Consider the following 23,629-nt stretch of genomic DNA (forward strand, 5'->3'; position numbering starts at 1 on the left):
CCCAGACCCGGAAGAGCTCTCGATGGCCCGCTTCAACTCCCTCGTCGACTCCCTCGGCGGCACCCCGCTGGTCGGGCTGCCGAACCTGTCGCCGACGCCGGACGTGCGGCTGTGGGCGAAGCTCGAGGACCACAACCCCACCGGGTCGATCAAGGACCGCGCCGCGATCTCGATGATCGAGGCGGCGGAGAAGGACGGCACGCTGCAGCCGGGCGCCACCATCCTCGAGCCGACCAGCGGCAACACCGGCATCTCGCTGGCGATGGTGGCCCGGCAGCGCGGCTACCGGCTCATCTGCGTCATGCCGGAGAACACCTCCGTCGAGCGGCGCCAGCTGCTGGAGATGTACGGCGCGCAGATCGTCAGCTCGCCGGCGGCCGGCGGCTCCAACCAGGCCGTCGCGATGGCCAAGGAGATGGCCGCCGAGCACGACGACTGGGTGATGCTCTACCAGTACGGCAACCCGGCCAACGCCGAGGCGCACTACACCGGCACCGCCCCGGAGATCCTCGCCGACCTGCCGTCGATCACCCACTTCGTCGCGGGGCTGGGCACCACCGGGACGCTCATGGGCTGCTCGCGCTACTTCCGCGAGCACAAGCCCGGGGTGCAGGTGATCGCCGCCGAGCCGCGCTACGGCGAGCTGGTCTACGGCCTGCGCAACATCGACGAGGGCTTCATCCCGGAGCTCTACGACGCCTCGCTGCTGGACTCCCGGTTCTCCGTGGGCCCCGAGGACGCCGTCCACCGCACCCGGCAGCTGGTCGAGCGGGAGGGCATCTTCGCCGGCATCTCGACCGGCGCGATCCTGCACGCCGCGCTGGGCGTCGCCGACCGCGAGGTCGCGGCCGGCCGCAAGGCCGACATCGTGTTCATCGTCTGCGACGGCGGCTGGAAGTACCTGTCCACCGGCGCCTACGCCGGCACGCTGGAGGAGGCCACCGCGGCCCTCGAGGGTCAGCTCTGGGCATGACGAAGGGCCACCCTGCCCCCCGCCGCTCGCACGCTCGCGGCGGGGGGCAGGGTGGCCGACGGCTCCTCGCCAGGGGCCTGCTCTTCGACAACGACGGCGTCCTGGTCGACTCCGACGCCGCCGTCACCTCCTCCTGGTCCCGCTGGGCCACCGAGCACGGCCTGGTGTCCGCCGACGTGCTGGCCGTCGTGCACGGCCGGCGGTCGGCCGACACCGTAGCCGACCTGGTGCCCGGGCCCGGCCGGGCCGCCGCGACGGCGCTCATCGACCGGTACGAGCTCGAGGACGCGACCACCGTGGCCGCCGTCCCCGGCGCCGCCGACCTCCTGGCCGGCCTGCCCGCCGGCGTCTGGGCGGTGGTCACCTCCGGCACCCCCGACCTCGCCACCGCCCGCCTGACCGCCGCGGGGCTGCCGCTGCCCGGCGCCCTGGTCACCGCCCGCGACGTGCGCACCGGCAAGCCCGACCCCGAGGGCTACCGCCTCGGCGCCCGTCTGCTCGGCGTGCCGCCGGAGGACACCGTGGTGTTCGAGGACAGCCCCGCGGGCATCGCCGCCGGCCGGGCGGCCGGCGCGGGGGTCGTCGGCGTGGGGGAGCGGGCCCTCGGCGCCGGGGCCGACGTCGTCGTCCGCGACCTGGGCGGCCTGTCCTGGGCCGACGGCGTCCTGTCCGTCCCGGCCGCCGCCCTGCTCCCGACCGGCGGTTAGCCTGGCGCCCGCCATGGACAGCGGATGGACGTGCGACCGGCCGGGGGGCGCGGCATGAGGCTCACGGTCGTGGGCTGCTCGGGCAGCGGGCCCGGCCCCGCGTCGGCGGCCTCCTGCTACCTCGTCGAGCACGACGGCTTCCGGGTGCTGCTCGACCTCGGCAGCGGGTCGTTCGGGGCGCTGCAGGCGCTGGCCGATCCCGACTCGATCGACGCGGTCTACCTGTCCCACCTGCACGCCGACCACTGCCTCGACGTCGTCCCGTTCGTGGTGTGGCACCGCTACTCGGGCCGCTCGTCGCGGCGCCGGGTCCCGCTGATCGCCCCCGCCGGCGCCGAGCGGCGGCTGGGCCTGGTCTACGACGAGGGCGGCGCGCCGCTGACCGACGTCTTCGACTTCGCGGCCACCCCGGTGTCGGCCGTCCTCGGCCCGTTCACCGTGCAGACCGCGCGCACCGCGCACCCGGTCGAGTGCCACGCCGTCCGGCTGACCGCGCACGACAGCTCGCTGGTCTACACCGGCGACACCGGGCCGTCGCAGGCCGTCGTCGACCTCGCGCACGGCGCCGACGTGCTGCTGGCCGAGGCCGCCCACCCCGACCGGGACGGGCTGCCGCCGGACCTGCACCTCACCGGCCGGCAGGCGGGGGAGGCCGCGGCCGCGGCCGGGGTGCGGCGGCTGCTGGTCACGCACGTGCCGGCGTGGGTGGACCCCGTCGCGCAGCTCGCCGCGGCGCGGACGGCGTTCCCCGGCGCGGAGCTGGCCACCCCGGGCGCCACGTACGACGTGTAGCCGTCTTGCCGCGCCCGGGCGGGGCGGGCACGGTGGGCCGGTGGTCGACGACGAACGGGACGGCGTCCGGCTGACCAGCCTCGACGCGCCGCTGGGCGACGGGCTGGGGGTCACCAAGGGCGACCTGGTCGACCACCTCGACGCGTTCGCCGACCGGCTGGTGCCCCAGCTGGCCGGCCGGCCGCTGTCGGTGAAGCGGGTGCGGCCCGGCCAGGAGCCGTTCATGCAGCGCAACGTGGCCAAGGGCGCGCCGGACTGGGTGCGCACCGTGCCCGTGTGGTCCTTCGGTGCCCACCGCGAGGTGCACCAGGTGCTGTGCGACGACCGCCGCACCCTGCTGTGGCTGGCCAACCAGCGGGCGGTGGAGTTCCACGTCCCGTTCTCCCGCGCCGGCGCGGAGACCGAGCCGACCGGCATCGTGCTCGACCTCGACCCGCCGGAGGGCGCCGACTTCGCGGTGGTCGTGCAGGCGGCGGAGCTGGTGCGGCGGGCGCTGGCCGGCGCCGGGCTGGCCGGGGCGGTGAAGACCAGCGGGTCCAAGGGGGTGCACGTCGTCGTCCCGGTCCGGGGCGTCGGACCCGAGGACGCCGCCGCCGCGACCCGCGCGCTCGCCGCCCGCGCCGCGGCCCTCGACCCGGACCTGGCCACGACCGCCTACATCAAGGAGGACCGGCACGGCCGGGTGTTCCTCGACTCCACCCGCTCCGGGTCCTCGACGATCGTGGCCGCCTACAGCCCGCGGATCCGCCCGGGCCTGCCGGTGTCCGCGCCGGTCGCGTGGGAGGACCTGCCCTCGGTCCGGCCGGGCGACGTCACGGTGAGGACCGCGCCGGACCGGCTGGGGGACGGCGACCTCTGGGCGCGGCTGCTGCCCGCGCCGCAGGAGCTCCCGGCCGACCTGGTCGCCGAGGGCCACACCATCCCGGTCGCGCGGGTGGCCGCGATGCACGAGGGCAAGCGGCGGGCACGGGCCAAGCGGTCCGCGGAGGGCTGAGCCGGGCGACCCGGGGACCGACGGTCCGGCCGCCGTCGTCCACAAGGGGGACCCGCGTCCACCACCGGGTGTGCGCGGCCGCGTCCTGTCGGTGCCGACCCGCAGGCTCCCGGGCATGACGCACGACCCGCAGACCACCGCCTGGCTGGACCAGGAGGACGCCCACCTCGCCGCCGTCATCCGCCGCACCCGCTTCGCCGTGCAGTACGTCGGGCCGGGGGACCGTCCCGACGAGCCGGCGTTCGGCTACACCATCGGCCTGTTCGGCCTCGGCCACCCCGAGCTGGTGCTCGTCGGGCGCGGGACCTCCGCCACGCACTCCCTGCTCGACGCGGTGGCCCGCGAGGTCGTGGCCGGCCGGTCGCTGGTGCCCGGGGAGCTGCTCGAGGCCGGCCGGGAGGAGCTGGTCGTGGAGGAGTGCCCCAACCCGGGCGAGGTCCTGCTCGGCGCCAACCGCTGGTACCAGCGGCCGGCCGAGTACTCGGTGCCCGCGCACGTGCTCACCTGGGCCTCGCCCGCCGGGTGCTTCCCGTGGGACCCGGGCTGGGACGGCGGCCGGTACGGGCAGCCCCGCCCGGGCACCTGGACGGCCTGAGTCCGCCCTGCGAGAACACCCCTCGTCCCGGGCGCGGGACGGGGCCAGGATGGCCCGCGTCGCGGGAGGCCGGGACGCGCCCGGCGGGCGGGAGGTGCACGTGACCGCGCGAGCCGATCGACCGTCCGGGGTGCGCGCCCGCGCCCGGGTGCTGCCGACGACGGAGCACCACACGGTCACCACGTTGGAGCTCTTCTTCGACCTGGTCTTCGTCTTCGCGATCACCCAGGTCACCGCCTTCATGGCCGAGGACATCGGCTGGCGCAGCGCGGTGCGCGGCCTGCTCGTCCTCGCGCTGCTGTGGTGGGCCTGGAGCAGCTACGCGTGGCTCGGCAACCAGGCCCGGGCCGACGAGGGCGTCGTCCGCGGTGCGCTGATCACCGTGATGGGCGCGCTGTTCCTCGTCGCGCTGTCGATCCCCGAGGCCTGGCGCGACGAGGGCGACGGGTTCAGCGCCCCGCTGGTGCTGGCCGCGTGCATCGCCGTGGTGCGCCTCGGTCACCTCGCGCTCTACCTCGTCGCGGCGGGGGACGACGCCGGGTTGCGCCGGCAGCTGCTGCGGACCGCGGTCCCGGTCGTCCTGGCCGCCGGGCTCCTGGTGGCCGGGGCGCTGGCCGGCGGCTCGACCCAGACGCTGCTGTGGGTCCTGGCGCTGCTGGTCGACTACACCGGCATCTACGTCGCCGGCGCCGACTGGCGGTTGCCGGCGCCGCGGCACTTCGCCGAGCGGCACGGCCTCATCGTGATCATCGCCCTCGGCGAGTCGATCATCGCGGTCGGCGTGGGGGTCACCGACCTGCCGCTGACCCTGCCGATCGCGGCCGTCGCGCTCCTCGGGCTCACGGTGAGCGTGTGCCTGTGGTGGTCCTACTTCGACGTGGTCGCCCCGGTGGCGGAGCGGGTGCTGGCCGGCAAGCCGGACGCGGACCGGGTCCGGCTGGCCCGCGACTCGTACACCTACATGCACTTCCCGATGATCGCCGGGATCATCTTCCTCGCCCTCGGGCTGAAGAAGGTCGCCGAGTACGTCGGCGACGTCGAGCACCACGACCTGACCGACCCGCTCACGGGCACCGGCCTGTGGTCGCTCTACGCCGGCGTCGCGGTGTACCTGCTGGCGCACCTGGCCTTCCGGCTGCGCAACGTCGGGTCGGTCAACCGGCCGCGGGCCGTCGTCGCGGTGGTGCTGCTGCTCGCGCCGCTGGCCGTGGCGTCCCTGCCGGCGCTGGCGCAGCTCGCGGTGCTCGCCGCCGTCCTGGTGGCGCTGCTGACCTTCGAGGTGGTCCGCTACGCGGACGCGCGGGCGCGGGTGCGGGCGGAGGCGGCCGCCGAGCACGGCTGACCGCCGCCGTCCGTCCTCAGCCGGTCCGCACCTCCCGGGGGTCCTCGGCCCAGACCGTGTGGAAGACGCCGTCCCGGTCGACCCGCCGGTAGGTGTGCGCGCCGAACAGGTCGCGCAGGCCCTGGACCAGCGCGGCGGGCAGCCGCTCGGCGCGCAGGCCGTCGTAGTGGGCCAGCGCGGTGGAGAAGCCCGGTGCCGGGATGCCGGCCCGGGCGGCCTCGACGACGACCGTCCGCCAGCCCTCGAGGCAGTCGGCGACCGCGTCGCGGAAGTAGCCGTGGGTGAGCAGGGTCGTGAGGTCCGGCTCGTCGGCGTAGGCCTGGCGGATCCGGTCGAGGAAGCGGGCCCGGATGATGCAGCCGCCGCGCCAGATGGTGGCCAGCGCGCCGGGGTCGACGGTCCACCCGTGCTCGCGGGCGCCGGCGGCGATCTGGTCGAACCCCTGCGCGTAGGCGACCACCTTGGAGGCGTACAGCGCCTGCCGGACCGCCTCGACGAACGCGTCCCGGTCGGCCACCGGCTCCGGCGCGGACGACGGGCCGGGCAGTACCGCCCGGGCGGCGGCCCGCTGCGCGGTGTGCCCGGACAGCGAGCGGGCGAACACCGCCTCGGCGATCCCGCTGACCGGCACCCCCAGGTCGAGCGCCGACTGCACCGTCCAGCGCCCGGTGCCCTTCTGCTCGGCCTGGTCGAGGACGACGTCGACGAAGGGCCGGCCGGTCGCGGCGTCGACGTGGCCCAGCACCTCGGCGGTGATCTCGACGAGGTAGGACTCCAGGTCCCCGGCGTTCCACCCGGCGAACACCTCGCCGATCTCGGCGGGGGACAGGCCGAGCCGGGCGCGCAGCAGGTCGTGGGCCTCGGCGATGAGCTGCATGTCGGCGTACTCGATGCCGTTGTGCACCATCTTCACGAAGTGGCCGGCGCCGTCGCTGCCGACGTGGGTGCAGCACGGGGTGCCGTCGACCACCGCCGCGATCGACTCCAGCAGCGGCCCCACGATCGCGTAGGCCTCGGCCGAGCCGCCGGGCATGATGCTCGGCCCGAGCAGGGCGCCCTCCTCACCGCCGCTGATCCCACAGCCGACGAAGTGCACGCCGCGCTCCGCCAGCGCCTGCGTCCGGCGGATCGTGTCGGTGTAGCGGGCGTTGCCGCCGTCGACGAGCACGTCGCCGGGCTCCAGCAGGAGCGCGACCTCCTCGACGACCGCGTCGGTCGGTGCGCCGGCCTGCACCATGACGACGACCTTGCGCGGCCGGGCCAGCGCGGCGACGAACTCCTCGACCGAGCCGGTCGGGACGAAGGCGCCCTCGTCCCCGTGTGCGGCCACCAGGGCGTCGGTGCGCGCCTGCGTCCGGTTGTGGAGCACCACCCGGCAGCCGTGGCGGGCGAGGTTGCGGGCCAGGTTGGCGCCCATCGTGGCCAGCCCGGTGACGCCGATGTCGCCGTCGGGGGCAGGGGCCCGTCCGGGCTGCTCATGTCCGCCGATGCTCGTCCACCGGCCCCCGCGGCGGCACCCCGGCGGACCCGGTCGGCACGGTCCGCCCCGGTGTCCTGACGACGGGGGCGGCCGCCGTGCACGCACGGTGGCCGCCCTCCCGCGTGCGGGTGAGGCCGGTGCCGCGGCCGTGTCCGCGCCGGACGCCCCCGCCTACGCTGCGTCCGTGATCGCGCCGCGTGAAGAGGTCGTCCGCCGGGCGGCGCGGACCCTCCTCGACGGCGAGCGGCTCGACACCACGACCCTCTCCGCCCAGCTGGGCATCTCGCGCGTGACGCTGTTCCGCCGGGTGGGCAACCGGGACGCCATCCTCGGCGAGGCGATGTGGTGGCTGGCCGAGCGCACGCTGCGTCGAGCCGCGGAGGCGCACGACGCCCGGCCCGAGGGCGCGGAGCCCGCCGGCCGGCTGCGCAGCCTGGCGGTCATCGAGGACTACCGCCACGTCCTGGGCACCGCGACGTCGCTGCGCCGCTTCATCGACGACGAGCCGACCACGGCGATGCGCGTCCTCACCGACCCGCGCGGCCGGGTGCAGCCGCGGCTCGTCGAGGCCTACACCGCGCTGTTCGAGCGCGACGTCGAGGAGCGCGGGCTCACGCCGGAGGTGCCGCTGCCGGTGCTGGCCTACGCCGTCGTCCGGCTGGGGGAGTCGTTCCTCTACTCCGACGTCATGGTCGCCCGCGACCCCGACCTCAAGGCCGCGACGACGGTGGTCGACGCGCTGGTGACCGGCGTGCTCGGCGTCCGCGGGAACTGAGCGCTCAGCCCAGGCCGAGGTCGCGGCGCAGCTTCGCGACGTGCCCGGTGGCCTTGACGTTGTAGGCGGCCCGCTCGATGCGGCCCTCGGCATCGACGACGAAGGTCGAGCGGATGACGCCCTGCACCTCCTTGCCGTACAGCTTCTTGGTGCCGAAGGCGCCGTAGGCGGTGAGCACCTGCTTGTCCGGGTCGGACAGCAGGGTGATGTTCAGGCCCTCCTGCTCGCGGAAGCGCTGCAGCTTCTCCGGCGGGTCGGGGGAGATGCCGATGATGTCCAGCCCGGCCTCGGCCAGCTCGCCGGCCGCGGCGGTGAAGTCGACGGCCTGGGTGGTGCAGCCCGGGGTCAGGGCGGCGGGGTAGCAGTAGACGATCACCCGGCGGCCGCGGCGGTCGGCGAGGGAGACCGGGGTGCCGTCGGCGTCGGGCAGCGTGAAGTCCGGCGCCGGGTCACCGGGCGCGAGGCGGACGGAAGCGGTCTCGGTCACGCCCGCCATGATGCCGTGCCCGCCCGACGGGGGAGGGGAGCAGGGGCGTCAGCCGCGGAGGAACGACAGCCGCACGTGCCGCTCGGGGTTGTCGCCGTTGGGGTCCACCAGGCAGATCCGCTGCCAGGTGCCCAGCTGGAGCCGGCCCCCGAGCACCGGCACGCTCAGGTGCGGCGGCACGAACGCCGGCAGCACGTGGTCGCGCCCGTGACCGGGGCTGCCGTGCCGGTGGCGCCAGCGGCCGTCGCGGGGCAGCAGCTCGTCGAGCTGGGCGAGCAGGTCGTCGTCGCTGCCCGCGCCGGTCTCGATGACCGCGAGCCCGGCCGTGGCGTGCGGGACGAACACCTGCAGCAGGCCGTCGTCCTCCTGCCGGACGAAGTCCTCGCACTCGCCGGTCAGGTCGACCACCACCGGCGCGCCGCCGGTCCGCACCCTCCGCAGCTCCGATCGCACGCCGTCGATCGTGACAGCTCGCCGGGAGGACGGCGTGCCGACGTCGATAGGCTCGGTGCCCGTGACCCGCCCCGACGGCCGCGCGGCCGACCAGCTCCGCCCGGTGACCATCACCCGCAACTGGCTCGACCACGCCGAGGGCTCGGTGCTCGTCGAGTTCGGCCGCACCCGCGTGCTGTGCGCGGCCAGCGTCACCGAGGGCGTGCCGCGCTGGCGCAAGGGCTCGGGCCTGGGCTGGGTCACCGCCGAGTACGCCATGCTGCCGCGCGCCACGCACACCCGCGGCGACCGCGAGTCGGTCAAGGGCCGCATCGGCGGGCGCACCCACGAGATCAGCCGGCTCATCGGCCGCTCGCTGCGCGCCTCGATCGACCTCGCGGCGCTGGGGGAGAACAGCATCGCCCTCGACTGCGACGTCCTGCAGGCCGACGGCGGCACCCGGACGGCGGCCATCACCGGCGCCTACGTCGCCCTCGCCGACGCCGTCGCGTGGCTGGCCGACCGGAAGAAGCTGGCGAAGAAGCAGCCGATCGTGCAGTCGGTGGCGGCGGTGAGCGTCGGCGTGATCGACGGCGAGCCGCGGCTGGACCTCGCCTACGAGGAGGACGTGCGCGCCGGCACCGACATGAACGTCGTCTGCACCGGCGAGGGCGGCTTCGTCGAGGTGCAGGGCACCGCGGAGGGTGCGGTGTTCGACCGGCCCACCCTCGACCGGCTGCTCGACCTCGCCGTCGCCGGGTGCGCCGAGCTCACCCGCGTCCAGCAGGAGGCGCTGCAGCGATGACGACCCGCCTGCTGCTGGCCACCCGCAACGCCGGCAAGCTCGCCGAGCTGCAGCGGCTGCTGTCCGACGCCGTCCCGGGGATCGAGGTGGTCGGCCTGCGTGACGTGCCCGAGTACCCGGAGGCGCCCGAGACCGGCGCGACGTTCGCGGAGAACGCGCTGCTCAAGGCGCGCGAGGCGGTCCGGTACACGGGCCTGCCGGCGGTGGCGGACGACTCGGGCCTCGCCGTCGACGCGCTCAACGGGATGCCCGGGGTGCTCTCGGCGCGGTGGTCGGGCCGGCACGGCGACGACGCCGCCAACACCGCCCTGCTGCTCGGCCAGATCGGCGACGTCCCCGACGAGCGGCGCGGCGGGGCGTTCGTGTGTGCTGCCGCCCTGGTCACCCCGGACGGCGCGGAGTCGGTCGTCGAGCGGCAGTGGCGCGGCCGGGTGGTCCGCGAGCCGCGCGGCAGCAACGGCTTCGGGTACGACCCGGTGTTCGTCGCCGACGGCCTGGACCGCACCGCCGCCGAGCTCGAGCCCGCGGAGAAGGACGCCCGCAGCCACCGCGGGCAGGCCTTCGCGGCGCTGGTCCCGGTGATCGCGCAGACGCTCGGCGCGGCCTGACCTCCGCGCCGGGGCGGCACCCCGGCGCCGCCCCGACGACGTAGGGTCCACGCCCGCGGCGGGCGGGGGCCCTCCGGAGGGGAGCGGGGTGCGCGCGGACGTCAGGGCGTGGAGGACCGGGCTGCGGCCCTCACCGGTGGGCTACCGCCGCTCGGAGGTGCTCCGCGGCGGGCTCGGCGCCCTGGCCGGCATCGCGCTGGCCGCGCTCACCGCCCACGCGGTCCCCGGCGGGCCGGCCGGGCTGCCGTGGATCGTCGCGCCGATGGGCGCCACCGCGGTGCTGCTGTTCGCCGCGCCGGCCAGCCCGCTGGCCCAGCCCTATCCCGTGCTGGCGGGCAACACGGTGTCCACGCTGGTCGGCGTCGCGGCGGGCAAGCTGTTCGACGACGTCACGCTCGCCGCGGCGGTCGCCGTCGGCGTGGCGATCCCGCTGATGATGGTGCTGCGCTGCGTGCACCCGCCGGGCGGGGCGTGCGCGCTGTTCGCGGCGGTCGGCGAGGCGGCGGTGGCCGACCACGGCTGGGCGTTCGCGCTGTGGCCGGTCGGCGTCGACACCCTCGTGCTGCTGCTCGTGGCGGCGCTGGTGAACAACCTGACCGGCCGGCCCTACCCGCACGTGCCCGAGCCGCCGCGCAGCGGACCCGAGGCGCCGCCCACCGAGCGGGTCGGGCTGCAGGCCGAGGACGTCACGGCGGCCATGCAGCGGCTGGACCGCGGCCTGGACGTGCTGCCCGGCGACGTGCTGGCGCTGGTCCGCGACGCCGAGGCGCACGCCCTGGACCGCCGGCTCGGCCAGCTGCGCGTGGGCGCGCTGATGGAGCGCGACGTGCGGACCGTGCAGCCCGACGAGACCCTCTACCGCGCGCGGATGCTCATGAACCAGCACGCGGTGAAGGCGCTGCCGGTGGTCACGCCCGACCGCCGGGTGGTCGGCATCGTCACCGTCCACGACCTGTTCAACCTCGACGTCGTGGACTTCGACCCGGTCGCGAAGGTCATGACCACCCCGGTCACCACCGTCGGCGCCGACACCCCGGTCTCCGAGCTGGTCGGGCTGATGGCCGACCGCGGGCTGCGGCACCTGCCGGTGGTCGACGCCGACGACCGGCTCGCCGGGATCGTCACCCGCGCCGAGCTGGTCGCCGTCCTGCACCGGGCGCTGGTCGGCTCCTGAGCTCAGGCGGCCGGCTGCGCCTCGCTGCCGGCGTCGGCCTGCGCCCCGGTGCCCGCCTCGGCCTGCGGCTCGGTGCCCGAGCCGCTGCCCGAGCCGGAGCCCGACCCGCTGTCCGAGCCGGAGTCCGAGCCGGTGCCCGGGTCGCCGTCGGACCCGCTGCCCGAGTCGGTCCCCGGCGCCTGCGTCGACGGCTCGGCGGGCGCGGACTCCTCGGCGTCGTCGCCGGTGCCGTCCTCGCCGTCCTCGTCGCTGCCGCTCCCGGTGGCGGGCGCGGACTCCTCGGGCGGCGTCGCGCTCTCCCCGGCGTCCCCGGGCGTGCCCGTGGCCGGCGCCTCGGTCGTCGGGGTGGCCGGGTCGGAGTCCGACGGGGTCACGTCGCGCGAGGACGAGGCGTTGGACAGCTCGCCGATCGTGGTGGACGACGAGGAGTCCTCGGTCCCGCCGACCAGCGCCGACACCGGCTTCTGCCCGATCAGCTCGATCGCGGTGACGATCCCCATCGCCAGGACGAAGACCGCGGCCGCGTACGCCGCCACCCGCGGCCAGCGGATCCGCCGTCGCGGTGCCGGGGCCCGGCGCGGGTCCAGGTGCGCGGGCAGCTCCCGGGTCGCCGCCTCGTCGGCGGCGGTCCCGGCCGCGGGCAGCTCCCGGGTCGCCGCCTCGCCGGCCGTGGAGGCGGGGCGGGGCGCCAGCTGCTCGCGGGCCTTCCGCAGCTTCTCGCTCGTGCGGTTCAGGGAGGTGCTGTAGAGCGCGGAGCCGACGGTGCTGACGACGCTGACGAGCGCCGCGCCGATCACCGTGCCGGCGACGCCGAAGAACGAGGCGAGGACCGCCGCGGACACCGCGGCCAGGGCACCGGCCGCCACCTGGGTGACGGTGAGCGAGGTGCGGGGCTTGTCGGGGACCGGCTCGGGGTTCGTGCCGGGGGAGGGGCTGGTCTCGGTGCGCGGGGAGGTCATGAGCTCCGACGGGTCGTGTCCGGAGGACTGTGTGCAGGGGAAGAGGACCGGCCCCGGGCACCCCGTCGTGCGGCCGGCCGGCCGACCCGAGGCTACGTCGGCTTCGCCGCGCGTGCAGCGGCCCTGGGCGGAGTTCAGCGTGCTGACCTGCGGAAAGACGATTGTGTGATCCGTCCCGGCACCTGCCCGCGTGAGGCCGCCCCCGAGCGGGCACCCCGTCCCCGTGCGCGTCGACCTCACCGCCGTCCGCGGGCTCCGCTTCGACGACGGGACGCCGGTGACCGCGGCCTCGGGCCTCGCGCCCCTGGGCGACGGCTGGCTCGTGGCCCAGGACGACGCCACGTCCGCGGCCTGGCAGCGCCCGGGCGGCGTCGTCCCGGTGCGGCTGCTGCCGCCGGTCGAGGGGCACGACCGGTTCTCCGAGGCGGCCGGGACCAAGTCCCTCAAGCCCGACCTGGAGACGGCCAGCCCGGTGGAGGTCGGCGGGTGGCCCGCGGTGCTGCTGCTCGGGTCGGGGTCGACCCCGCGGCGCACCCGCGGGGTGCTGGTCGTCCTCGACGGCGACCGGCCGTCCGCCCGGGCGGCCGACCTCGGCCCGCTGTACGCCGCGGTCGGCGACCGCCTCGGGGTGCCGGACGGGCAGCGGAACCTGGAGGGCGCCGCCCGCGCGGGCGACGTCCTCCGCTGGTATCAGCGCGGCAACCGCGCCGCCGGGGTGCCGAACGCCTGCGTCGAGGTCCCGCTGGCGCCGTTGCTGGCAGCCGTGCACGGGCGCGCGGACCCCGGCGCGGTGCCGCTGGGGCCGGTGCACGTCCTCGACCTCGGCGAGGTCGCCGGCGTCGGGCTCGCCGTCACTGACGCCGTCGCCCTGCCCGACGGCCGGGAGTTGCTCTCCGCGGCGGCGGAGGACACGCCGAACGCCGTCGACGACGGCCCGGTGGTGGCCACGGCGCTCGTCCTGGTCGAGCACGGGCGGGTGCTCGACGTCGCGCCGGTGCCGGAGGTGGACGGGCGGGTCGCGAAGGTCGAGGGCCTGGCCCTGCGCGGCGTGGACGGCGACCGGGTGGACCTGCTGGCGGTGGTCGACGCCGACGACCCGGGGCTCGCCTCGCCGCAGGTCGAGCTCACCGTGCGCCTGGGCTGACCCCTGGGTGCGGGAGGCGGGAGTCGAACCCGCACGCCCGAGGGCACCAGATCCTAAGTCTGGCGTGGCTGCCGTTACACCACTCCCGCGTGGCCGCCGAGTCTAGGGCGCATCCGGGGGCGCATCGCCCGCGCGGGTGCCGCTGATCACCGGAACGGGCCGGTCGGCGCGGTGTCTGGCAGGCTGTCGCCGTGCCTCGCGACCCTCGAGAGATCCAGCTGGAGATCGACGCCGCCCGTGAGTCGCTGGCGGCCACCCTGGACCAGTTGGCGTACCGGAGCAGCCCGACGCGGCTCCGCGCCCAGGGGCAGGCCGCCGTCGTGCGCTTCCTGCAGACGACGGCGGGGCGCGCCACCGTCGGCGCCCTCGGCCTGCTGGTGACGCTCGTCGTCGTCCAGAAGGCCCGGCACCGCAACGACTGAGCCGCACCGTGCGCCCGCCGCGCCGCGACCCGGTCGGCCCGGGTCAGGAGTCGGTCTGGGACTACCCACGCCCGCCGTCGGCGGAGGTGACGCCGCGCCGCGTCGTCGTCGAGCTGGGCGGGCGGGTGGTCGGGGAGACCGGCCGCGCGGTGCGGGTCTGCGAGACCAGCCACCCGCCGGTCTACTACGTGCCCCGCGAGGACGTCGTCCCCGGCGTGCTCGAGCGGGCCGCCGGCTCGTCGTGGTGCGAGTGGAAGGGGCGGGCGACCTACTGGGACGCCGTCGTCGACGGGCGGCGCTACCCGGCGGTCGGTTGGTCCTACGAGGACCCGACCCCGGGGTACGAGCACCTGCGCGGGGCGGTGGCGTTCTACCCGAGCCGGGTCGACCGGGCGCTGGTCGACGGCGAGCAGGTGCGCGCGCAGGCGGGGGACTTCTACGGCGGCTGGATCACCGCGGACGTCGTCGGCCCGTTCAAGGGCGAGCCGGGCACGCTCGGCTGGTGAGCGTCAGCCCCGGCGGACCAGCGGGAGCACCACGGTCTCGAGCACGGCGTCGGCGTAGGCGGCGTCCACCGGCTCGCGGGTGACCAGCCAGCGCTGCACGAGCAGCGCGGTGGTGGCCTCGGCGGGGATCGACTGCGGCAGCCCGGGGCCCACCTCGCCGCGCGCCTGGGCGCGGGTCCACACCTCGTCGTAGGCCCGCCGCCAGACGGCCAGCGGGCCATCGCGGAACGCCTCGATCAGCGCCGGCTCGTGCTGCATCGCCGCGAGCAGCGAGCGGGTCGCGGCCCCGACCGGGCTGGCCATCATCTCCACCATGCGGTGCACGAGCTGGCGCAGGTCGCCCTCGAGCGACCCGGTGTCGGCGGTGACCGTCCAGGCCCGGTTGAGGTCGGAGACGGTGTCGACGACGAGGTCCTGCTTCGTGCGCCAGCGGCGGTAGATGGTCGCCTTCCCGACGCCGGCCTCCGCCGCCACGGCGTCCATGGTCAGCGCGCCGTACCCGACCTCCCCGAGCAGCCGGAGGATGGCCGCGCGGATGACGTCGTCGCGGCTGGGGTCGCGCGGGCGGCCGCCGCGGCCTGTGCGCGTCGGCGGCTCGGTGAGCACAGCAGCCATGTAGCGACAGTAGGGCCTCCGTGCCGTGTGCAGACCGGTCCGCGGCGCGGCATCCTGAACGGTCGGACCTCGCCCGCGCGCCTGCCCGCCCCGGCCGGGCGGGTCGGTCATCCTGCTGCGCGTGGCGAGTCCGATCGGCGCGGCGCGGCGGCGCGAGCAGTGGCCCCTGCCCGAGGCCGCGACCCGCGTGCTGCTGGCGACCGCGGAGGAGAACGTGCTGCCCGCCGTGGCCGCGGTCGCCCGGTCGGCCGGGCTGTCGGTCTTCGCAGCCCCCGGCCTGCTCGACCTCTCCGACGAGCGCGACGGCGTCGGCGTGGAGGTCTTCTTCGACCGGCTCTCCCGCGCGCTGACCGGCGCCGAGGCCGAAGCGGTGCGGGTGGCCACCGACCCGGCCAACGAGTACACCGCGCTGACCCTCGGCCTGCTCACCGCGCCGACGCTGGCGCAGGAGCTGGCCCGCCGCGGGGTGACCGCCGAGGTCGGCGTGCTCGCCGAGGCCGAGCTGTGGTCGGCGTACCAGCCGATCGTGGCGCTGGCCGACCGCGCCGTCGTCGCCCACGAGGCGCTGCTGCGCGGGGACTCCGACGGGCGCACCGTCGACGGCGGCGACCTGTTCTTCGTGGCCGACTCCGCCGGCTGGCTGACCCGGCTGGACCGGGTCGGCCGCGAGTGCGCCATCGCCGGCGCCGCCGGCTGGCTGGGCGGCGGCGACCTGTTCGTCAACACCCGGCCCACCTCGGTGCTGCACCCCGACGCCGACCTCGCCAGCACCGTCGAGGCGCTGGAGGCCGCGGGGCTGGAGCCGCGGCAGCTGGTGCTGGAGGTGGGGGAGCGGGCCGCCGTCGCCGACCGCGGGCACCTGCTCGCCGTCCTCGAGTCCTACCGCGAGCGCGGCTGGCGGGTGGCGCTCGACGAGGTGGCCGCCGGGTGGTCCAGCCGCTCGCTGCTCGACGTCGTCCGGCCCGACGTGGTCAAGCTCGGCCGGGCGCTGGTGTCCGCGCTGCCCGACGACGGCGCCCGCGCGGTGGTGCGCACGGTGACCGAGCACGCGCACCGGCTCGGCGCGGTCGTCGTCGCGGAGGGGGTGGAGACCGAGCAGGTGGCCGCCGAGGTGGCCGCGCTCGGCGCCGACCTCGCGCAGGGCTGGCTGTTCGGCCGGCCCGCCGCGCCCGCCGGCGCCGCCGCGCCGGCGGAGCTCAGCCCAGTCCCCATCCCGTGAGCACCGGGCGCGCGTGCTCGTGCCCGAGCACGCCGTAGGCGCCGGCCGGCAGCGCGAACAGCGCCCCCGCGGCGGGTTCGAGGCCCAGCCAGCGGGCGGTGAGGACGCGCAGCACGTGCCCGTGCGCGACGAGGGCGACGTCACCGTCGGCGAGCCGCGCCCGCGCCCGGTCGAGCACCCGGTCCACCCGCGCGCCGACCTGCTCGAGGGTCTCGCCGGGGGTCTCGCCCGCCACCACCGGGTCGCGCCAGACCGACCACTCGCGGCCGAGCTCCTCGCTGATCTCGGCGGTGGTGCGGCCCTCGTAGCCGCCGTAGTCGAGCTCGACGAGGTCCTCGTCCACAGCGGTGGCGGTCAGCCCGGCCAGCTCGGCGGTGCGCCGGGCGCGCTGCCGGGGACTGGTCCACACCTCGACGACGTGCCGCTCGGCCAGCGCCGGGGCCAGGGAGCGGGCCCGCTCCTCGCCCTCGGGCAGCAGGGGCAGGTCTGTCACGCCGGTGTGCTGGCCGCTCCTGCTCCACTCGGTCGCGCCGTGCCGCAGCACCAGGATCTCGCCCATCGCCGTCCTCTCGTTCGCGTGTCGCCGGTCACATCGTCGGCGCGCCGGGAAGAGCGACGCGGACCGCCGTGCTGGCGGGGTGCGGGACCCCGGGCAGCCGGCCCGGGGCACACGCACCGGGAGGGTCCATGACCGCCACCGCACCTGCCGACACCTTCGCCATCGGCGGTGACCTCGCCGTCCACCGGCTCGGCTACGGCGCCATGCAGCTGCCCGGCCCGGGCGTCTGGGGCGAGCCGGCCGACCGCGACGCCGCGCTGCGGGTGGTCCGCGCCGCCGTCGAGCAGGGCGTCGACCTCATCGACACCGCCGACTCCTATGGGCCGTTCGTCAGCGAGCAGATCATCGCCGAGGCGCTGCACCCGTACCCGGAGGGCCTGGTCATCGCCACCAAGGCCGGCCTGACCCGCCAGGGCCCGGGCGTCTGGACGCCGGTCGGGCGCCCGGCCTACCTCAAGCAGCAGGTCGAGCTGTCGCTGCGCCACCTGCGGGTCGAGCGCATCGACCTCATCCAGCTGCACCGCATCGACGCCGAGGTGCCGCTGGCCGACCAGCTCGGCGCGTTCAGGGAGCTGCAGGACGAGGGCAAGGTCCGCCACATCGGCGTCTCCGAGGTCTCGGTCGAGGAACTGCGGGCGGCGCGCGAGATCGTCGACGTCGTCAGCGTCCAGAACCTCTACAACCTGACCAACCGGCAGTCGCAGGACGTCCTGGACCACGCCACCGACAACGGGATCGCGTTCATCCCGTGGTTCCCGATCGCGACCGGCGACCTCGCCGCCCCGCACAGCCCGGTGGCCGACATCGCCCGCGAGCTGGACGCCACCCCGGCGCAGGTCGCGCTGGCCTGGCTGCTGCAGAAGTCGCCGGTGGTGCTGCCCATCCCGGGCACGAAGTCGGTGGACCACCTCACCGAGAACATGGGCGCGGCGCAGCTGACCCTCTCCGACGAGGACATGGCCCGCCTGGACGCCCTGGCCTAGTCGCACCCCGCTCGTGCCCCGGTCCGCCGCGCGCGGGCCGGGGCACGAGCGCGTCCGGCGTCAGCGCCAGCGGTCCAGCGGGACGGGGACACGGCGGCGGGACGCCCCGGCCGGTCCCCGCATCGGGTGCGCCGAGGCCCGCGGCCGGCGGGCGTCCTCGAGCGCCGGGGCCTGCAGGTCCGCCGCGGCGAGCAGCGCCCCGACGGGGAGGGGCTGGGTCGGGCGCGGGTCGGTCACGGACTCCGGCGCCGGCCGCGGCAGGGGCCGCACCGGGTCGGCGCCGGTCAGCGGGCCGTCGAGCTCGAGGACGCCGGCGAGGCCGGCCTCGGCCACCTGGCGGCGGGTGGCCGCGGGCGCGCCGACCACCCGGCACCGCCGGCCGGCGGCGGTGAGGGTGTCGCTGAAGCCGGCGAGGGTCCGCAGCGCCGCACGGTCGTGGAAGCGGGCGCCGGCCACGTCGACGACGACGCTGGGGGTGCCGTGCTCGGCGGCGCGGGTCAGGCCGGCCGCCAGGCGGGGGAGGGTCGGCCGGCCGGCGTCGCCGGTCAGGCGGACGACGACCTGGTCCGGTGCGGGCACGACGGCGACGGAGAGGTGCACGAGGGCTCCCGGGGGGAGGACGCGGCGCCGCTGGTTCGGGTGCCGTCGGTGACGCTAGTGCGGCTGACCGTGACCGGCAACGGGGTGTGTCCGGTTCACGACGTTCCGTCCTCGGCCGTCCGCAACACCTCCGCCGTCGTGTTGCACCCCCGGCTCGTCGGGAGGCCGCCGGAGGCGGCACCATGGGGGCGTGGACGCCGAGGACTTCACGCAGATCCGGGACGCGGTGCGCCAGCTGGTGCGGGAGGTGGTCGTCCCGCGCGAGGAGGAGATCGACCTCGACGACCGCATCCCCGAGGAGCTGCGCGGCGCGGCGGCGGACATGGGCCTGTTCGGCTACGCGCTGCCCGAGGAGTACGGCGGCCTGGGCGTCTCCATGAGCGAGGACGTCGAGCTGGCCTTCGAGTTCGGCTACACGACGCCGGCCTTCCGCTCGCTGTTCGGCACGAACAACGGCATCGCCGGCCAGGTGATCGCGAAGTTCGGCAGCGAGGAGCAGAAGAAGGCCTACCTGCCGCGGCTGGCCGCCGGCGAGCTGATCGGCTCCTTCGCGCTCACCGAGGCCGAGGCCGGCTCCGATCCGGCGGGCCTGCGCACCAGCGCCCGCCGCGACGGCGACGGCTGGGTGCTCGACGGTGCCAAGCGGTACATCACGAACGCGCCGCTGGCCGACCTGTTCGTCGTCTTCGCCCGCACCGACCCGGAGGAGAAGGGCGGGCGCGGGATCTCCAGCTTCGTCGTCGACGCGAAGGCGCCCGGCGTCTCGCTCGGCCCCAAGGACAAGAAGATGGGCCAGTCGGGGGCGTGGACCTCGGAGGTCTTCTTCGACGACGTCCACGTGCCGGCCGACGCGCTGATCGGCGAGGAGGGGCGCGGCTACTCGAAGGCGCTCACCGTGCTCTCCCGCGGCCGGCTGCACGTCGCGGCGCTGTGCGTGGGGATGGCGCAGCGGGTGCTCGACGAGTCGGTCGCCTACGCCGCCACGGCCAAGCAGGGCGGCGCCCCGATCGGCCGGTTCCAGCTGGTGCAGGCGCTGATCGCGGACATGCACGCCGAGACCCTGGCCGGGAAGGCGATGGTCCGCGAGGTCGCCGCCCGCTACGACTCCGGCGAGGACACCTCGATCGGGCCGTCGTCGGCGAAGCTGTGGTGCAGCGAGATGGTCGGCCGGGCCACCGACCGCGCCGTCCAGGTGCACGGCGGGCTCGGCTACCTGCGGACCACGCCGGTCGAGCGCTTCTACCGCGACGCCCGCCTCTACCGGCTGTACGAGGGCACCAGCGAGGTGCAGCGGGTCATCATCGGCGGCGGGCTCCTGCGCGCGGCCGGCATGCCGCGTGGCTGAGCCCTCACCGGACGAGCGGGCCGCCCGGCGGGTCGCCGTCGGGGAGCTGGGCGACGCGCTGCGCGATCTGGTCGACGCTGCCGTCCGCACGGAGGTGCCGGAGGCCGAGCTCCAGGCGGCCGCCGCCGTCGCGCGGGAGCTGGCCGCGCGGCTGCGGGCAACCGGCCGCGGGCTGCACGAGATCGCCCGCGTCGACGACCCGGAGACCGGCGAGCGCTGGTACAGCCCGGTGTACGGGCCGGGCAGCCCGGTGGCGCCGCCGCTGGTGGCCACCGACACCCCCGACGGGACGGCGACCGGCCGGGTCACCGTGGGCAAGGCCCACGAGGGGCCGCCCGGGCTGGTGCACGGCGGCGTGGTGGCCACGCTGCTCGACCACGTCCTGGCCCGCGCGCTGCGCGCCGCCGGCCGCGGCGGGCTGACCGCGACCCTGACCGTGAGGTACCGGCGCCCGGTGCACCTCGGGGTGCCGCTGCTGCTGACCGCCGAGATGGGGGAGACCGTCGGCCGGCGCACCACCGCGCACGCCCGGCTGGTGGCCGAGGACAGCCCCGAGGTGGTGCTCGCCGAGGCCGAGGGCCTGTTCGTGGCGCTGCGCGCGGAGCAGGCCGCTGACGTCTTCGCGTCCACCGGCCGCTCGGTCGGCGCCTGGACGACGCGCGCCTGACCCCGAGCCGTCCCGCGGCTCAGACGGTGCGGGGTCGCCAGGCTTCGTGCTCGTGCGCGAGCCAGACCAGCTCGGGGTCGAGCGCCCGCACCAGCAGCTGGCCCTCGGTGTGCGGCTCGTCGAGCTCGCCGAACCAGACCGCCATGTCGCCGCCGATGACGATCGGACGCCCGCCGGTCTCGACGACGACCACCTGCGTGCCGGGTGTGTGGCCCGGCGCCGGGAGGAGCCGGACCCCGGGGAGCAGTTCGAGCTCGCCGTCGACCGGCACGTACCGCACGCCGGGGGCGTCGACCCACTCGCGGATGGTGTAGCCGTCCCGGCTGCGCGCGTCGTCGAGCTCCCGACGCTGGACGTGGATCGGCTTCCCGGCGAAGAGGTGGTTGCCTCCGCAGTGGTCGAAGTGCAGGTGCGTGTTGACGACGACGTCGATCCCGGCCAGGTCGAAGTCCTGCTCGCTGAGGGGCCGGAGGCGGGGATCCAGGTCGGCTCCCGCTGGGTGCAGCTCCGTCATGCCGGTGTCGACCAGCACACGCGCGTCGGGATGGTCGATCACGTGCACGTAGACCGGCATCCGCTCACCCTCGGCGAGCAGGTCGGCGACGAGGACCGGCGTGATGGTGACGGGAGCGGCGGTGTCCGTCGTGGACCGATCGCCGGGATGGTGGGGGACGTGGGTCATGACGAGCTCCTCCGCCGTCTGCGCGGCTGCTGGGTGAGGTCACGCTCCTGCGTAGACGGTGCGAGCCGTCGTGACTCATCGGTGCGCTCAGCGGCCCGTCCAGGGCGACAGCCGAGCCCGCGCCGATCCGATGTCGGGCACTCAGTGCCTGGTCTCGTACCTGGTCAGGAGCACGCCGTCGGGGAACGTCCGGGTCTCCACCAGGGTCAGGTCCACCCAGTTGTCCAGGGCCGTGAAGAACGGCGTGCCGCCGCCCACCAGGACCGGGTGGGTGACGATCGCGTACTCGTCGACCAGCCCGGCCCGCATGGCCGCCGCGGCGAGGGTGGCGCCGCCGATGTCCATGGGGCCGCCGTCCTCGGTCTTGAGCCGGGTGATCTCGGTGACCGCGTCGCCGGCGACCAGGCGGGCGTTCCAGTCGACCGCGCTGATCGTGGAGGAGAACACCACCTTCGGCATGTCCCGCCAGCGGCGGGCGTACTCGAGGTGTGCCGGTGTGGCGCCGGGCTGCCGGTCGGCTGTGGGCCAGTGGGAGCTCATCGTCTCCCACAGTCTGCGCCCGTACAGCGCCGTGCCCGTCGCCCCCACCCGGTCGGACCACCACTGGAACAGCTCGTCGCTCGGCACGCTCCAGCCGAGGTCGTCGCCGGGCGCGGCGATGTAGCCGTCCAGGCTCACGTTCATGCCGAAGGTCAGTTTCCGCATGGCGTCATGCCTCTCGTGAGTCGGTGATCGGCGTACCGACCAGCACGGCGCGAGGAAATCATCGGTCGGGCCCCGCCGAAGGCACGGGCCTCGTGTCCCGTGTCCCGGTCCCGGTTGCAGCCGGGACGTCCAGCCGGGGGCCTGGTGCTTGCCGCGGTGGTGCGTGGTGCAGGAGCCGGCGAGGTTCGCTGCCGACGTCGGGCCCTCGGGCCAGGCGCGGACGTGGTCGAGCTCGCCGTTCCCGGGGACGTGGCGGCGGCAGCCGGGGAAGCGGCAGCGCCGGTCGCGGGCGCGGACGTGGCGGTCGAGCGCGGTGCCCGGCCGGTAGTCCGGGCTGTCGGCCGGCACGCCGAGGCCGGGGCGGCCGGTGAGGTCGTGGTCGCAGCTGTCGGGGGCGCGCCGGCAGGCGGGGCGGCCGCAGGTGCCCCCGCGGCGCAGCTCGGGCAGGTCGGTGAGGGCGAGCAGGGCGCCGGTGACGGCGTCGGTGAGCGCGATGCGCGGCCGGTCCGCGAGTCCACCGTCGGCGGTCCGGCGGAGCAGGGCGGCCAGCGCAGCCCGGTCACCGTCCGCGGCGACGTCCAGGGCGGTGAGCGCGTCCGGTGCCGTCGACACCCGGCCGGCGGGACCGGCCGCCCAGGCGGCCTCGTCGGCGGCGTCCGCCCGCTCCGCTGTGCGCACCGTCCGGGAGGCGTGGCCGAGCGCACGCTCGAGGACCAGCAGTGCCTCGCTCGCCGCGTCGACCGCGCTGTCCGCCGCTGCCCACCAGCCCGATCCGGGTGACGGGACGGCAGGGGAGGGCTCAGGTGCGCCGCGCGTTTCGGGCCAGGGTGCGGTGGCCTGTTCGTAGGTCCCGTCCGGGGTGCCCGGTGGTGGGTCGTCGCCGAAGCCGCGTCGCCCTGTCGGCGGAGGAACGCGTGGTCAGGGACGTGGAGCGGCTCCTCAGCCCGGGCGGTGGTCCGGCACGTTGGCCGGGTCGCCGCCCGGGTCGTGCTCCTTGCCGCCGGTCGGGGCCAGCAGCGGGCCGGGCCCGCCGTCCCCGCGGCCGAGGGCGGCCACGAACTGGCGCAGGACGTCGTCGCCGCGGTAGGCGGGCTGCCAGTCCAGCTGCGTGCGGGCACGGGCGGTCTCGAGCACCGGCGACTGCAGGGCGAGGTCCAGCCAGCCCGGCTCCGTGGGCACCAGGCGCGCGTGGAAGGCCGCGCTCAGGCCGGCGCGCAGCACCGCCGCCGGCACCGGCACCCGGACGGTGCCGAGCGCCCGGGCGATCCCGTCGGCGTCGAGGGCCGGGTCGGCGGAGAGGTTGAACGGGCCGGGCGCGCGCCGGTCGAGCATCCGGGTGATGGCGTCGGCGACGTCGTCGGCGTGGATGAAGCCGACCCGCAGCGACGGCAGGGGCAGCGGCAGCCGCGAGGCGACCTGCCCGGGCACCAGCCGGGCGGCGCCGAGCAGCAGCGGCCCGAGGAAGTAGCGGCCGATCTCGCTGGCCGCCTCCGGCTGCATGACCAGGGTCGGGCGGACGACGGTCAGCGTGACGTCCCGCCTCCGCCCCACCACCTCGCGCACCACCCGCTCGGCCTCGGACTTCTGCCGGCTGTACTGCGAGCTCGGGATGCCGGTGACCGGCCAGTCCTCGGTCACCGGCCGGTCCCCGCCCCCGGCGGCGTAGGCGCCGAGCGAGGACATGTGCACCACGTGCCGCACCCCCGCCGCCACCGCGGCCCGCACCACCCGGCGGGTGCCGTTGACGTTCGCCTCGTGCAGCTCGTCGGGCCTGCGGCCCGGCTGCAGCACCCAGGCCAGGTGGACGACGGCGTCGACGTCCTCGAGCAGGTTGGTCAGCGCCTGCTCGCTGGACGTCTCCCCGAGGTCGGCGGTGTACCAGGTGACGGAGTCGTAGGGCGCGGTGTCCGGCGGCTGCCGGCGGGCCAGCCCGCGGACCTCGGCCACCCCGCTGCCCGGCGCGGTCAGCCGCCGCAGCAGCGCCGTCCCGACATTGCCGCTCGCGCCGGTGACGGCGACCCGGAGGCCCTTCAGGTGGTCGCGGGGGAGATCAGCCATG

General features: G+C 76.3%; 27 protein-coding genes and 1 tRNA gene. 17 read left to right on the top strand and 11 right to left on the bottom strand.

The features are described 5' to 3' along the window. Window positions 1-22: 22 nt before the first annotated feature. From ACI79B_RS21560 to ACI79B_RS21585, 6 genes are all read left to right on the top strand, one after another. Window positions 23-973 (top strand): PLP-dependent cysteine synthase family protein, encoded by a 951-nt coding sequence (locus ACI79B_RS21560; protein ID WP_456926017.1) that lies wholly within the window; start codon window positions 23-25, stop codon window positions 971-973. Continuing rightward, the gene (locus ACI79B_RS21565) at window positions 970-1,680 is read left to right on the top strand and encodes an HAD-IA family hydrolase (RefSeq protein WP_456926016.1); all 711 of its coding nucleotides are present in this window, start codon (window positions 970-972) and stop codon (window positions 1,678-1,680) included. Before ACI79B_RS21560 ends, ACI79B_RS21565 begins: the two co-directional genes overlap by 4 nt. 54 nt (window positions 1,681-1,734) lie before the next feature. Further along, window positions 1,735-2,472: an MBL fold metallo-hydrolase gene (locus tag ACI79B_RS21570; protein ID WP_456926015.1), complete on the top strand. Its 738-nt coding sequence runs from the start codon at window positions 1,735-1,737 to the stop codon at window positions 2,470-2,472. Between the two features lie 40 nt (window positions 2,473-2,512). Continuing rightward, window positions 2,513-3,466: a DNA polymerase domain-containing protein gene (locus ACI79B_RS21575; protein ID WP_456926014.1), complete on the top strand. Its 954-nt coding sequence runs from the start codon at window positions 2,513-2,515 to the stop codon at window positions 3,464-3,466. Window positions 3,467-3,581: 115 nt separating this feature from the next. After that, the gene (locus ACI79B_RS21580; protein ID WP_456926013.1) at window positions 3,582-4,061 is read left to right on the top strand and encodes a DUF4262 domain-containing protein; all 480 of its coding nucleotides are present in this window, start codon (window positions 3,582-3,584) and stop codon (window positions 4,059-4,061) included. Window positions 4,062-4,161: 100 nt separating this feature from the next. Then, window positions 4,162-5,403 (top strand): low temperature requirement protein A, encoded by a 1,242-nt coding sequence (locus ACI79B_RS21585; RefSeq protein ID WP_456926012.1) that lies wholly within the window; start codon window positions 4,162-4,164, stop codon window positions 5,401-5,403. A gap of 16 nt (window positions 5,404-5,419) precedes the next feature. Here ACI79B_RS21585 and gndA read toward each other — a convergent pair whose 3' ends face one another. Then, window positions 5,420-6,892 carry an NADP-dependent phosphogluconate dehydrogenase gene (gndA, locus tag ACI79B_RS21590; protein ID WP_457000246.1) on the bottom strand — a complete coding sequence of 491 codons (1,473 nt, stop codon included), beginning with the start codon at window positions 6,890-6,892 and terminating at the stop codon, window positions 5,420-5,422. A 175-nt stretch (window positions 6,893-7,067) separates the two neighbouring features. Here gndA and ACI79B_RS21595 point away from each other — a divergent pair, with 175 nt between their 5' ends. Further along, entirely contained in the window at window positions 7,068-7,658 is a 591-nt protein-coding gene (locus ACI79B_RS21595; RefSeq protein ID WP_456926011.1) for a QsdR family transcriptional regulator, read from the top strand. A 4-nt stretch (window positions 7,659-7,662) separates the two neighbouring features. Here the strand turns inward: ACI79B_RS21595 and bcp are convergent, their stop codons facing one another. Next, on the bottom strand, window positions 7,663-8,145 hold the full coding sequence (gene bcp / locus ACI79B_RS21600; RefSeq protein WP_456926010.1) for a thioredoxin-dependent thiol peroxidase: 483 nt from the start codon (window positions 8,143-8,145) through the stop codon (window positions 7,663-7,665). A 48-nt stretch (window positions 8,146-8,193) separates the two neighbouring features. After that, entirely contained in the window at window positions 8,194-8,598 is a 405-nt protein-coding gene (locus ACI79B_RS21605) for a YjbQ family protein (RefSeq protein ID WP_456926009.1), read from the bottom strand. A 61-nt stretch (window positions 8,599-8,659) separates the two neighbouring features. Here ACI79B_RS21605 and rph point away from each other — a divergent pair, with 61 nt between their 5' ends. From rph to ACI79B_RS21620, 3 genes are all read left to right on the top strand, one after another. Further along, entirely contained in the window at window positions 8,660-9,382 is a 723-nt protein-coding gene (gene rph / locus ACI79B_RS21610; protein ID WP_456926008.1) for a ribonuclease PH, read from the top strand. Further along, window positions 9,379-9,990, top strand: coding sequence for an RdgB/HAM1 family non-canonical purine NTP pyrophosphatase (gene rdgB / locus ACI79B_RS21615; protein WP_456926007.1), 612 nt, complete (start codon window positions 9,379-9,381; stop codon window positions 9,988-9,990). The genes rph and rdgB overlap by 4 nt, the downstream gene beginning before the upstream one ends. 88 nt (window positions 9,991-10,078) lie before the next feature. Continuing rightward, entirely contained in the window at window positions 10,079-11,164 is a 1,086-nt protein-coding gene (locus ACI79B_RS21620; RefSeq protein ID WP_456926006.1) for an HPP family protein, read from the top strand. Window positions 11,165-11,166: 2 nt separating this feature from the next. Here the strand turns inward: ACI79B_RS21620 and ACI79B_RS21625 are convergent, their stop codons facing one another. Further along, on the bottom strand, window positions 11,167-12,123 hold the full coding sequence (locus ACI79B_RS21625; protein ID WP_456926005.1) for a hypothetical protein: 957 nt from the start codon (window positions 12,121-12,123) through the stop codon (window positions 11,167-11,169). A gap of 223 nt (window positions 12,124-12,346) precedes the next feature. Here ACI79B_RS21625 and ACI79B_RS21630 point away from each other — a divergent pair, with 223 nt between their 5' ends. Continuing rightward, entirely contained in the window at window positions 12,347-13,267 is a 921-nt protein-coding gene (locus tag ACI79B_RS21630) for a DUF6910 family protein (RefSeq protein ID WP_456926004.1), read from the top strand. An 8-nt stretch (window positions 13,268-13,275) separates the two neighbouring features. On the opposite strand, the gene ACI79B_RS21635 is transcribed toward ACI79B_RS21630, so the two are convergent. Beyond that, window positions 13,276-13,356 (bottom strand) — tRNA-Leu (locus tag ACI79B_RS21635). A gap of 102 nt (window positions 13,357-13,458) precedes the next feature. Between ACI79B_RS21635 and ACI79B_RS21640 the strand changes: the two genes are divergently transcribed. Both ACI79B_RS21640 and ACI79B_RS21645 read left to right on the top strand, forming a co-directional pair. Beyond that, a complete protein-coding gene (locus ACI79B_RS21640) occupies window positions 13,459-13,689 on the top strand; it encodes a DUF3618 domain-containing protein (RefSeq protein WP_456926003.1) in 231 nt (76 codons plus the stop codon). A gap of 8 nt (window positions 13,690-13,697) precedes the next feature. Beyond that, a complete protein-coding gene (locus ACI79B_RS21645) occupies window positions 13,698-14,195 on the top strand; it encodes a DUF427 domain-containing protein (RefSeq protein ID WP_456926002.1) in 498 nt (165 codons plus the stop codon). 3 nt (window positions 14,196-14,198) lie between these two features. Here ACI79B_RS21645 and ACI79B_RS21650 read toward each other — a convergent pair whose 3' ends face one another. After that, window positions 14,199-14,810 carry a TetR/AcrR family transcriptional regulator gene (locus ACI79B_RS21650; RefSeq protein WP_456926001.1) on the bottom strand — a complete coding sequence of 204 codons (612 nt, stop codon included), beginning with the start codon at window positions 14,808-14,810 and terminating at the stop codon, window positions 14,199-14,201. 121 nt (window positions 14,811-14,931) lie between these two features. Between ACI79B_RS21650 and ACI79B_RS21655 the strand changes: the two genes are divergently transcribed. Further along, complete coding sequence (locus tag ACI79B_RS21655; RefSeq protein ID WP_456926000.1) at window positions 14,932-16,029, top strand: EAL domain-containing protein; 1,098 nt, start codon at window positions 14,932-14,934, stop codon at window positions 16,027-16,029. Here the strand turns inward: ACI79B_RS21655 and ACI79B_RS21660 are convergent. Beyond that, window positions 16,007-16,588: a histidine phosphatase family protein gene (locus tag ACI79B_RS21660; protein WP_456925999.1), complete on the bottom strand. Its 582-nt coding sequence runs from the start codon at window positions 16,586-16,588 to the stop codon at window positions 16,007-16,009. The two genes, ACI79B_RS21655 and ACI79B_RS21660, sit on opposite strands and share 23 nt — an antisense overlap. A gap of 128 nt (window positions 16,589-16,716) precedes the next feature. Here ACI79B_RS21660 and ACI79B_RS21665 point away from each other — a divergent pair, with 128 nt between their 5' ends. Further along, the gene (locus tag ACI79B_RS21665) at window positions 16,717-17,571 is read left to right on the top strand and encodes an aldo/keto reductase (protein ID WP_456925998.1); all 855 of its coding nucleotides are present in this window, start codon (window positions 16,717-16,719) and stop codon (window positions 17,569-17,571) included. 60 nt (window positions 17,572-17,631) lie between these two features. Here ACI79B_RS21665 and ACI79B_RS21670 read toward each other — a convergent pair whose 3' ends face one another. After that, the gene (locus ACI79B_RS21670; protein ID WP_456925997.1) at window positions 17,632-18,171 is read right to left on the bottom strand and encodes an STAS domain-containing protein; all 540 of its coding nucleotides are present in this window, start codon (window positions 18,169-18,171) and stop codon (window positions 17,632-17,634) included. 190 nt (window positions 18,172-18,361) lie between these two features. Here ACI79B_RS21670 and ACI79B_RS21675 point away from each other — a divergent pair, with 190 nt between their 5' ends. Then, the gene (locus ACI79B_RS21675; protein ID WP_456925996.1) at window positions 18,362-19,516 is read left to right on the top strand and encodes an acyl-CoA dehydrogenase family protein; all 1,155 of its coding nucleotides are present in this window, start codon (window positions 18,362-18,364) and stop codon (window positions 19,514-19,516) included. Further along, on the top strand, window positions 19,509-20,183 hold the full coding sequence (locus ACI79B_RS21680; RefSeq protein ID WP_456925995.1) for a PaaI family thioesterase: 675 nt from the start codon (window positions 19,509-19,511) through the stop codon (window positions 20,181-20,183). Before ACI79B_RS21675 ends, ACI79B_RS21680 begins: the two co-directional genes overlap by 8 nt. Window positions 20,184-20,202: 19 nt before the next feature. On the opposite strand, the gene ACI79B_RS21685 is transcribed toward ACI79B_RS21680, so the two are convergent. The 3 genes from ACI79B_RS21685 to ACI79B_RS21695 all read right to left on the bottom strand — a co-directional run bounded on the left by ACI79B_RS21685 (window position 20,203) and on the right by ACI79B_RS21695 (window position 23,628). Next, a complete protein-coding gene (locus ACI79B_RS21685) occupies window positions 20,203-20,865 on the bottom strand; it encodes an MBL fold metallo-hydrolase (RefSeq protein ID WP_456925994.1) in 663 nt (220 codons plus the stop codon). A gap of 141 nt (window positions 20,866-21,006) precedes the next feature. After that, the gene (locus ACI79B_RS21690) at window positions 21,007-22,248 is read right to left on the bottom strand and encodes a dihydrofolate reductase family protein (RefSeq protein WP_456925993.1); all 1,242 of its coding nucleotides are present in this window, start codon (window positions 22,246-22,248) and stop codon (window positions 21,007-21,009) included. Window positions 22,249-22,509: 261 nt separating this feature from the next. Continuing rightward, entirely contained in the window at window positions 22,510-23,628 is a 1,119-nt protein-coding gene (locus ACI79B_RS21695; RefSeq protein WP_456925992.1) for an NAD-dependent epimerase/dehydratase family protein, read from the bottom strand. Window position 23,629: the final 1 nt, after the last annotated feature.

This window comes from Geodermatophilus sp. SYSU D00879, from assembly GCF_054050375.1.

What these genes read in the sequence shown, in the direction of transcription:
- ACI79B_RS21580 (WP_456926013.1), top strand. Translation starts at nt 3,582, where the DNA reads ATGACGCACGACCCGCAGACCACCGCCTGGCTGGACCAGGAGGACGCC.
- ACI79B_RS21565 (WP_456926016.1), top strand. Translation starts at nt 970, where the DNA reads ATGACGAAGGGCCACCCTGCCCCCCGCCGCTCGCACGCTCGCGGCGGG.
- ACI79B_RS21560 (WP_456926017.1), top strand. Translation starts at nt 23, where the DNA reads ATGGCCCGCTTCAACTCCCTCGTCGACTCCCTCGGCGGCACCCCGCTG.
- ACI79B_RS21665 (WP_456925998.1), top strand. Translation starts at nt 16,717, where the DNA reads ATGACCGCCACCGCACCTGCCGACACCTTCGCCATCGGCGGTGACCTC.
- rdgB (WP_456926007.1), top strand. Translation starts at nt 9,379, where the DNA reads ATGACGACCCGCCTGCTGCTGGCCACCCGCAACGCCGGCAAGCTCGCC.
- ACI79B_RS21695 (WP_456925992.1), bottom strand. Translation starts at nt 23,628, where the DNA reads ATGGCTGATCTCCCCCGCGACCACCTGAAGGGCCTCCGGGTCGCCGTC.
- ACI79B_RS21650 (WP_456926001.1), bottom strand. Translation starts at nt 14,810, where the DNA reads ATGGCTGCTGTGCTCACCGAGCCGCCGACGCGCACAGGCCGCGGCGGC.
- ACI79B_RS21570 (WP_456926015.1), top strand. Translation starts at nt 1,735, where the DNA reads ATGAGGCTCACGGTCGTGGGCTGCTCGGGCAGCGGGCCCGGCCCCGCG.
- ACI79B_RS21625 (WP_456926005.1), bottom strand. Translation starts at nt 12,123, where the DNA reads ATGACCTCCCCGCGCACCGAGACCAGCCCCTCCCCCGGCACGAACCCC.
- ACI79B_RS21660 (WP_456925999.1), bottom strand. Translation starts at nt 16,588, where the DNA reads ATGGGCGAGATCCTGGTGCTGCGGCACGGCGCGACCGAGTGGAGCAGG.
- ACI79B_RS21685 (WP_456925994.1), bottom strand. Translation starts at nt 20,865, where the DNA reads ATGACCCACGTCCCCCACCATCCCGGCGATCGGTCCACGACGGACACC.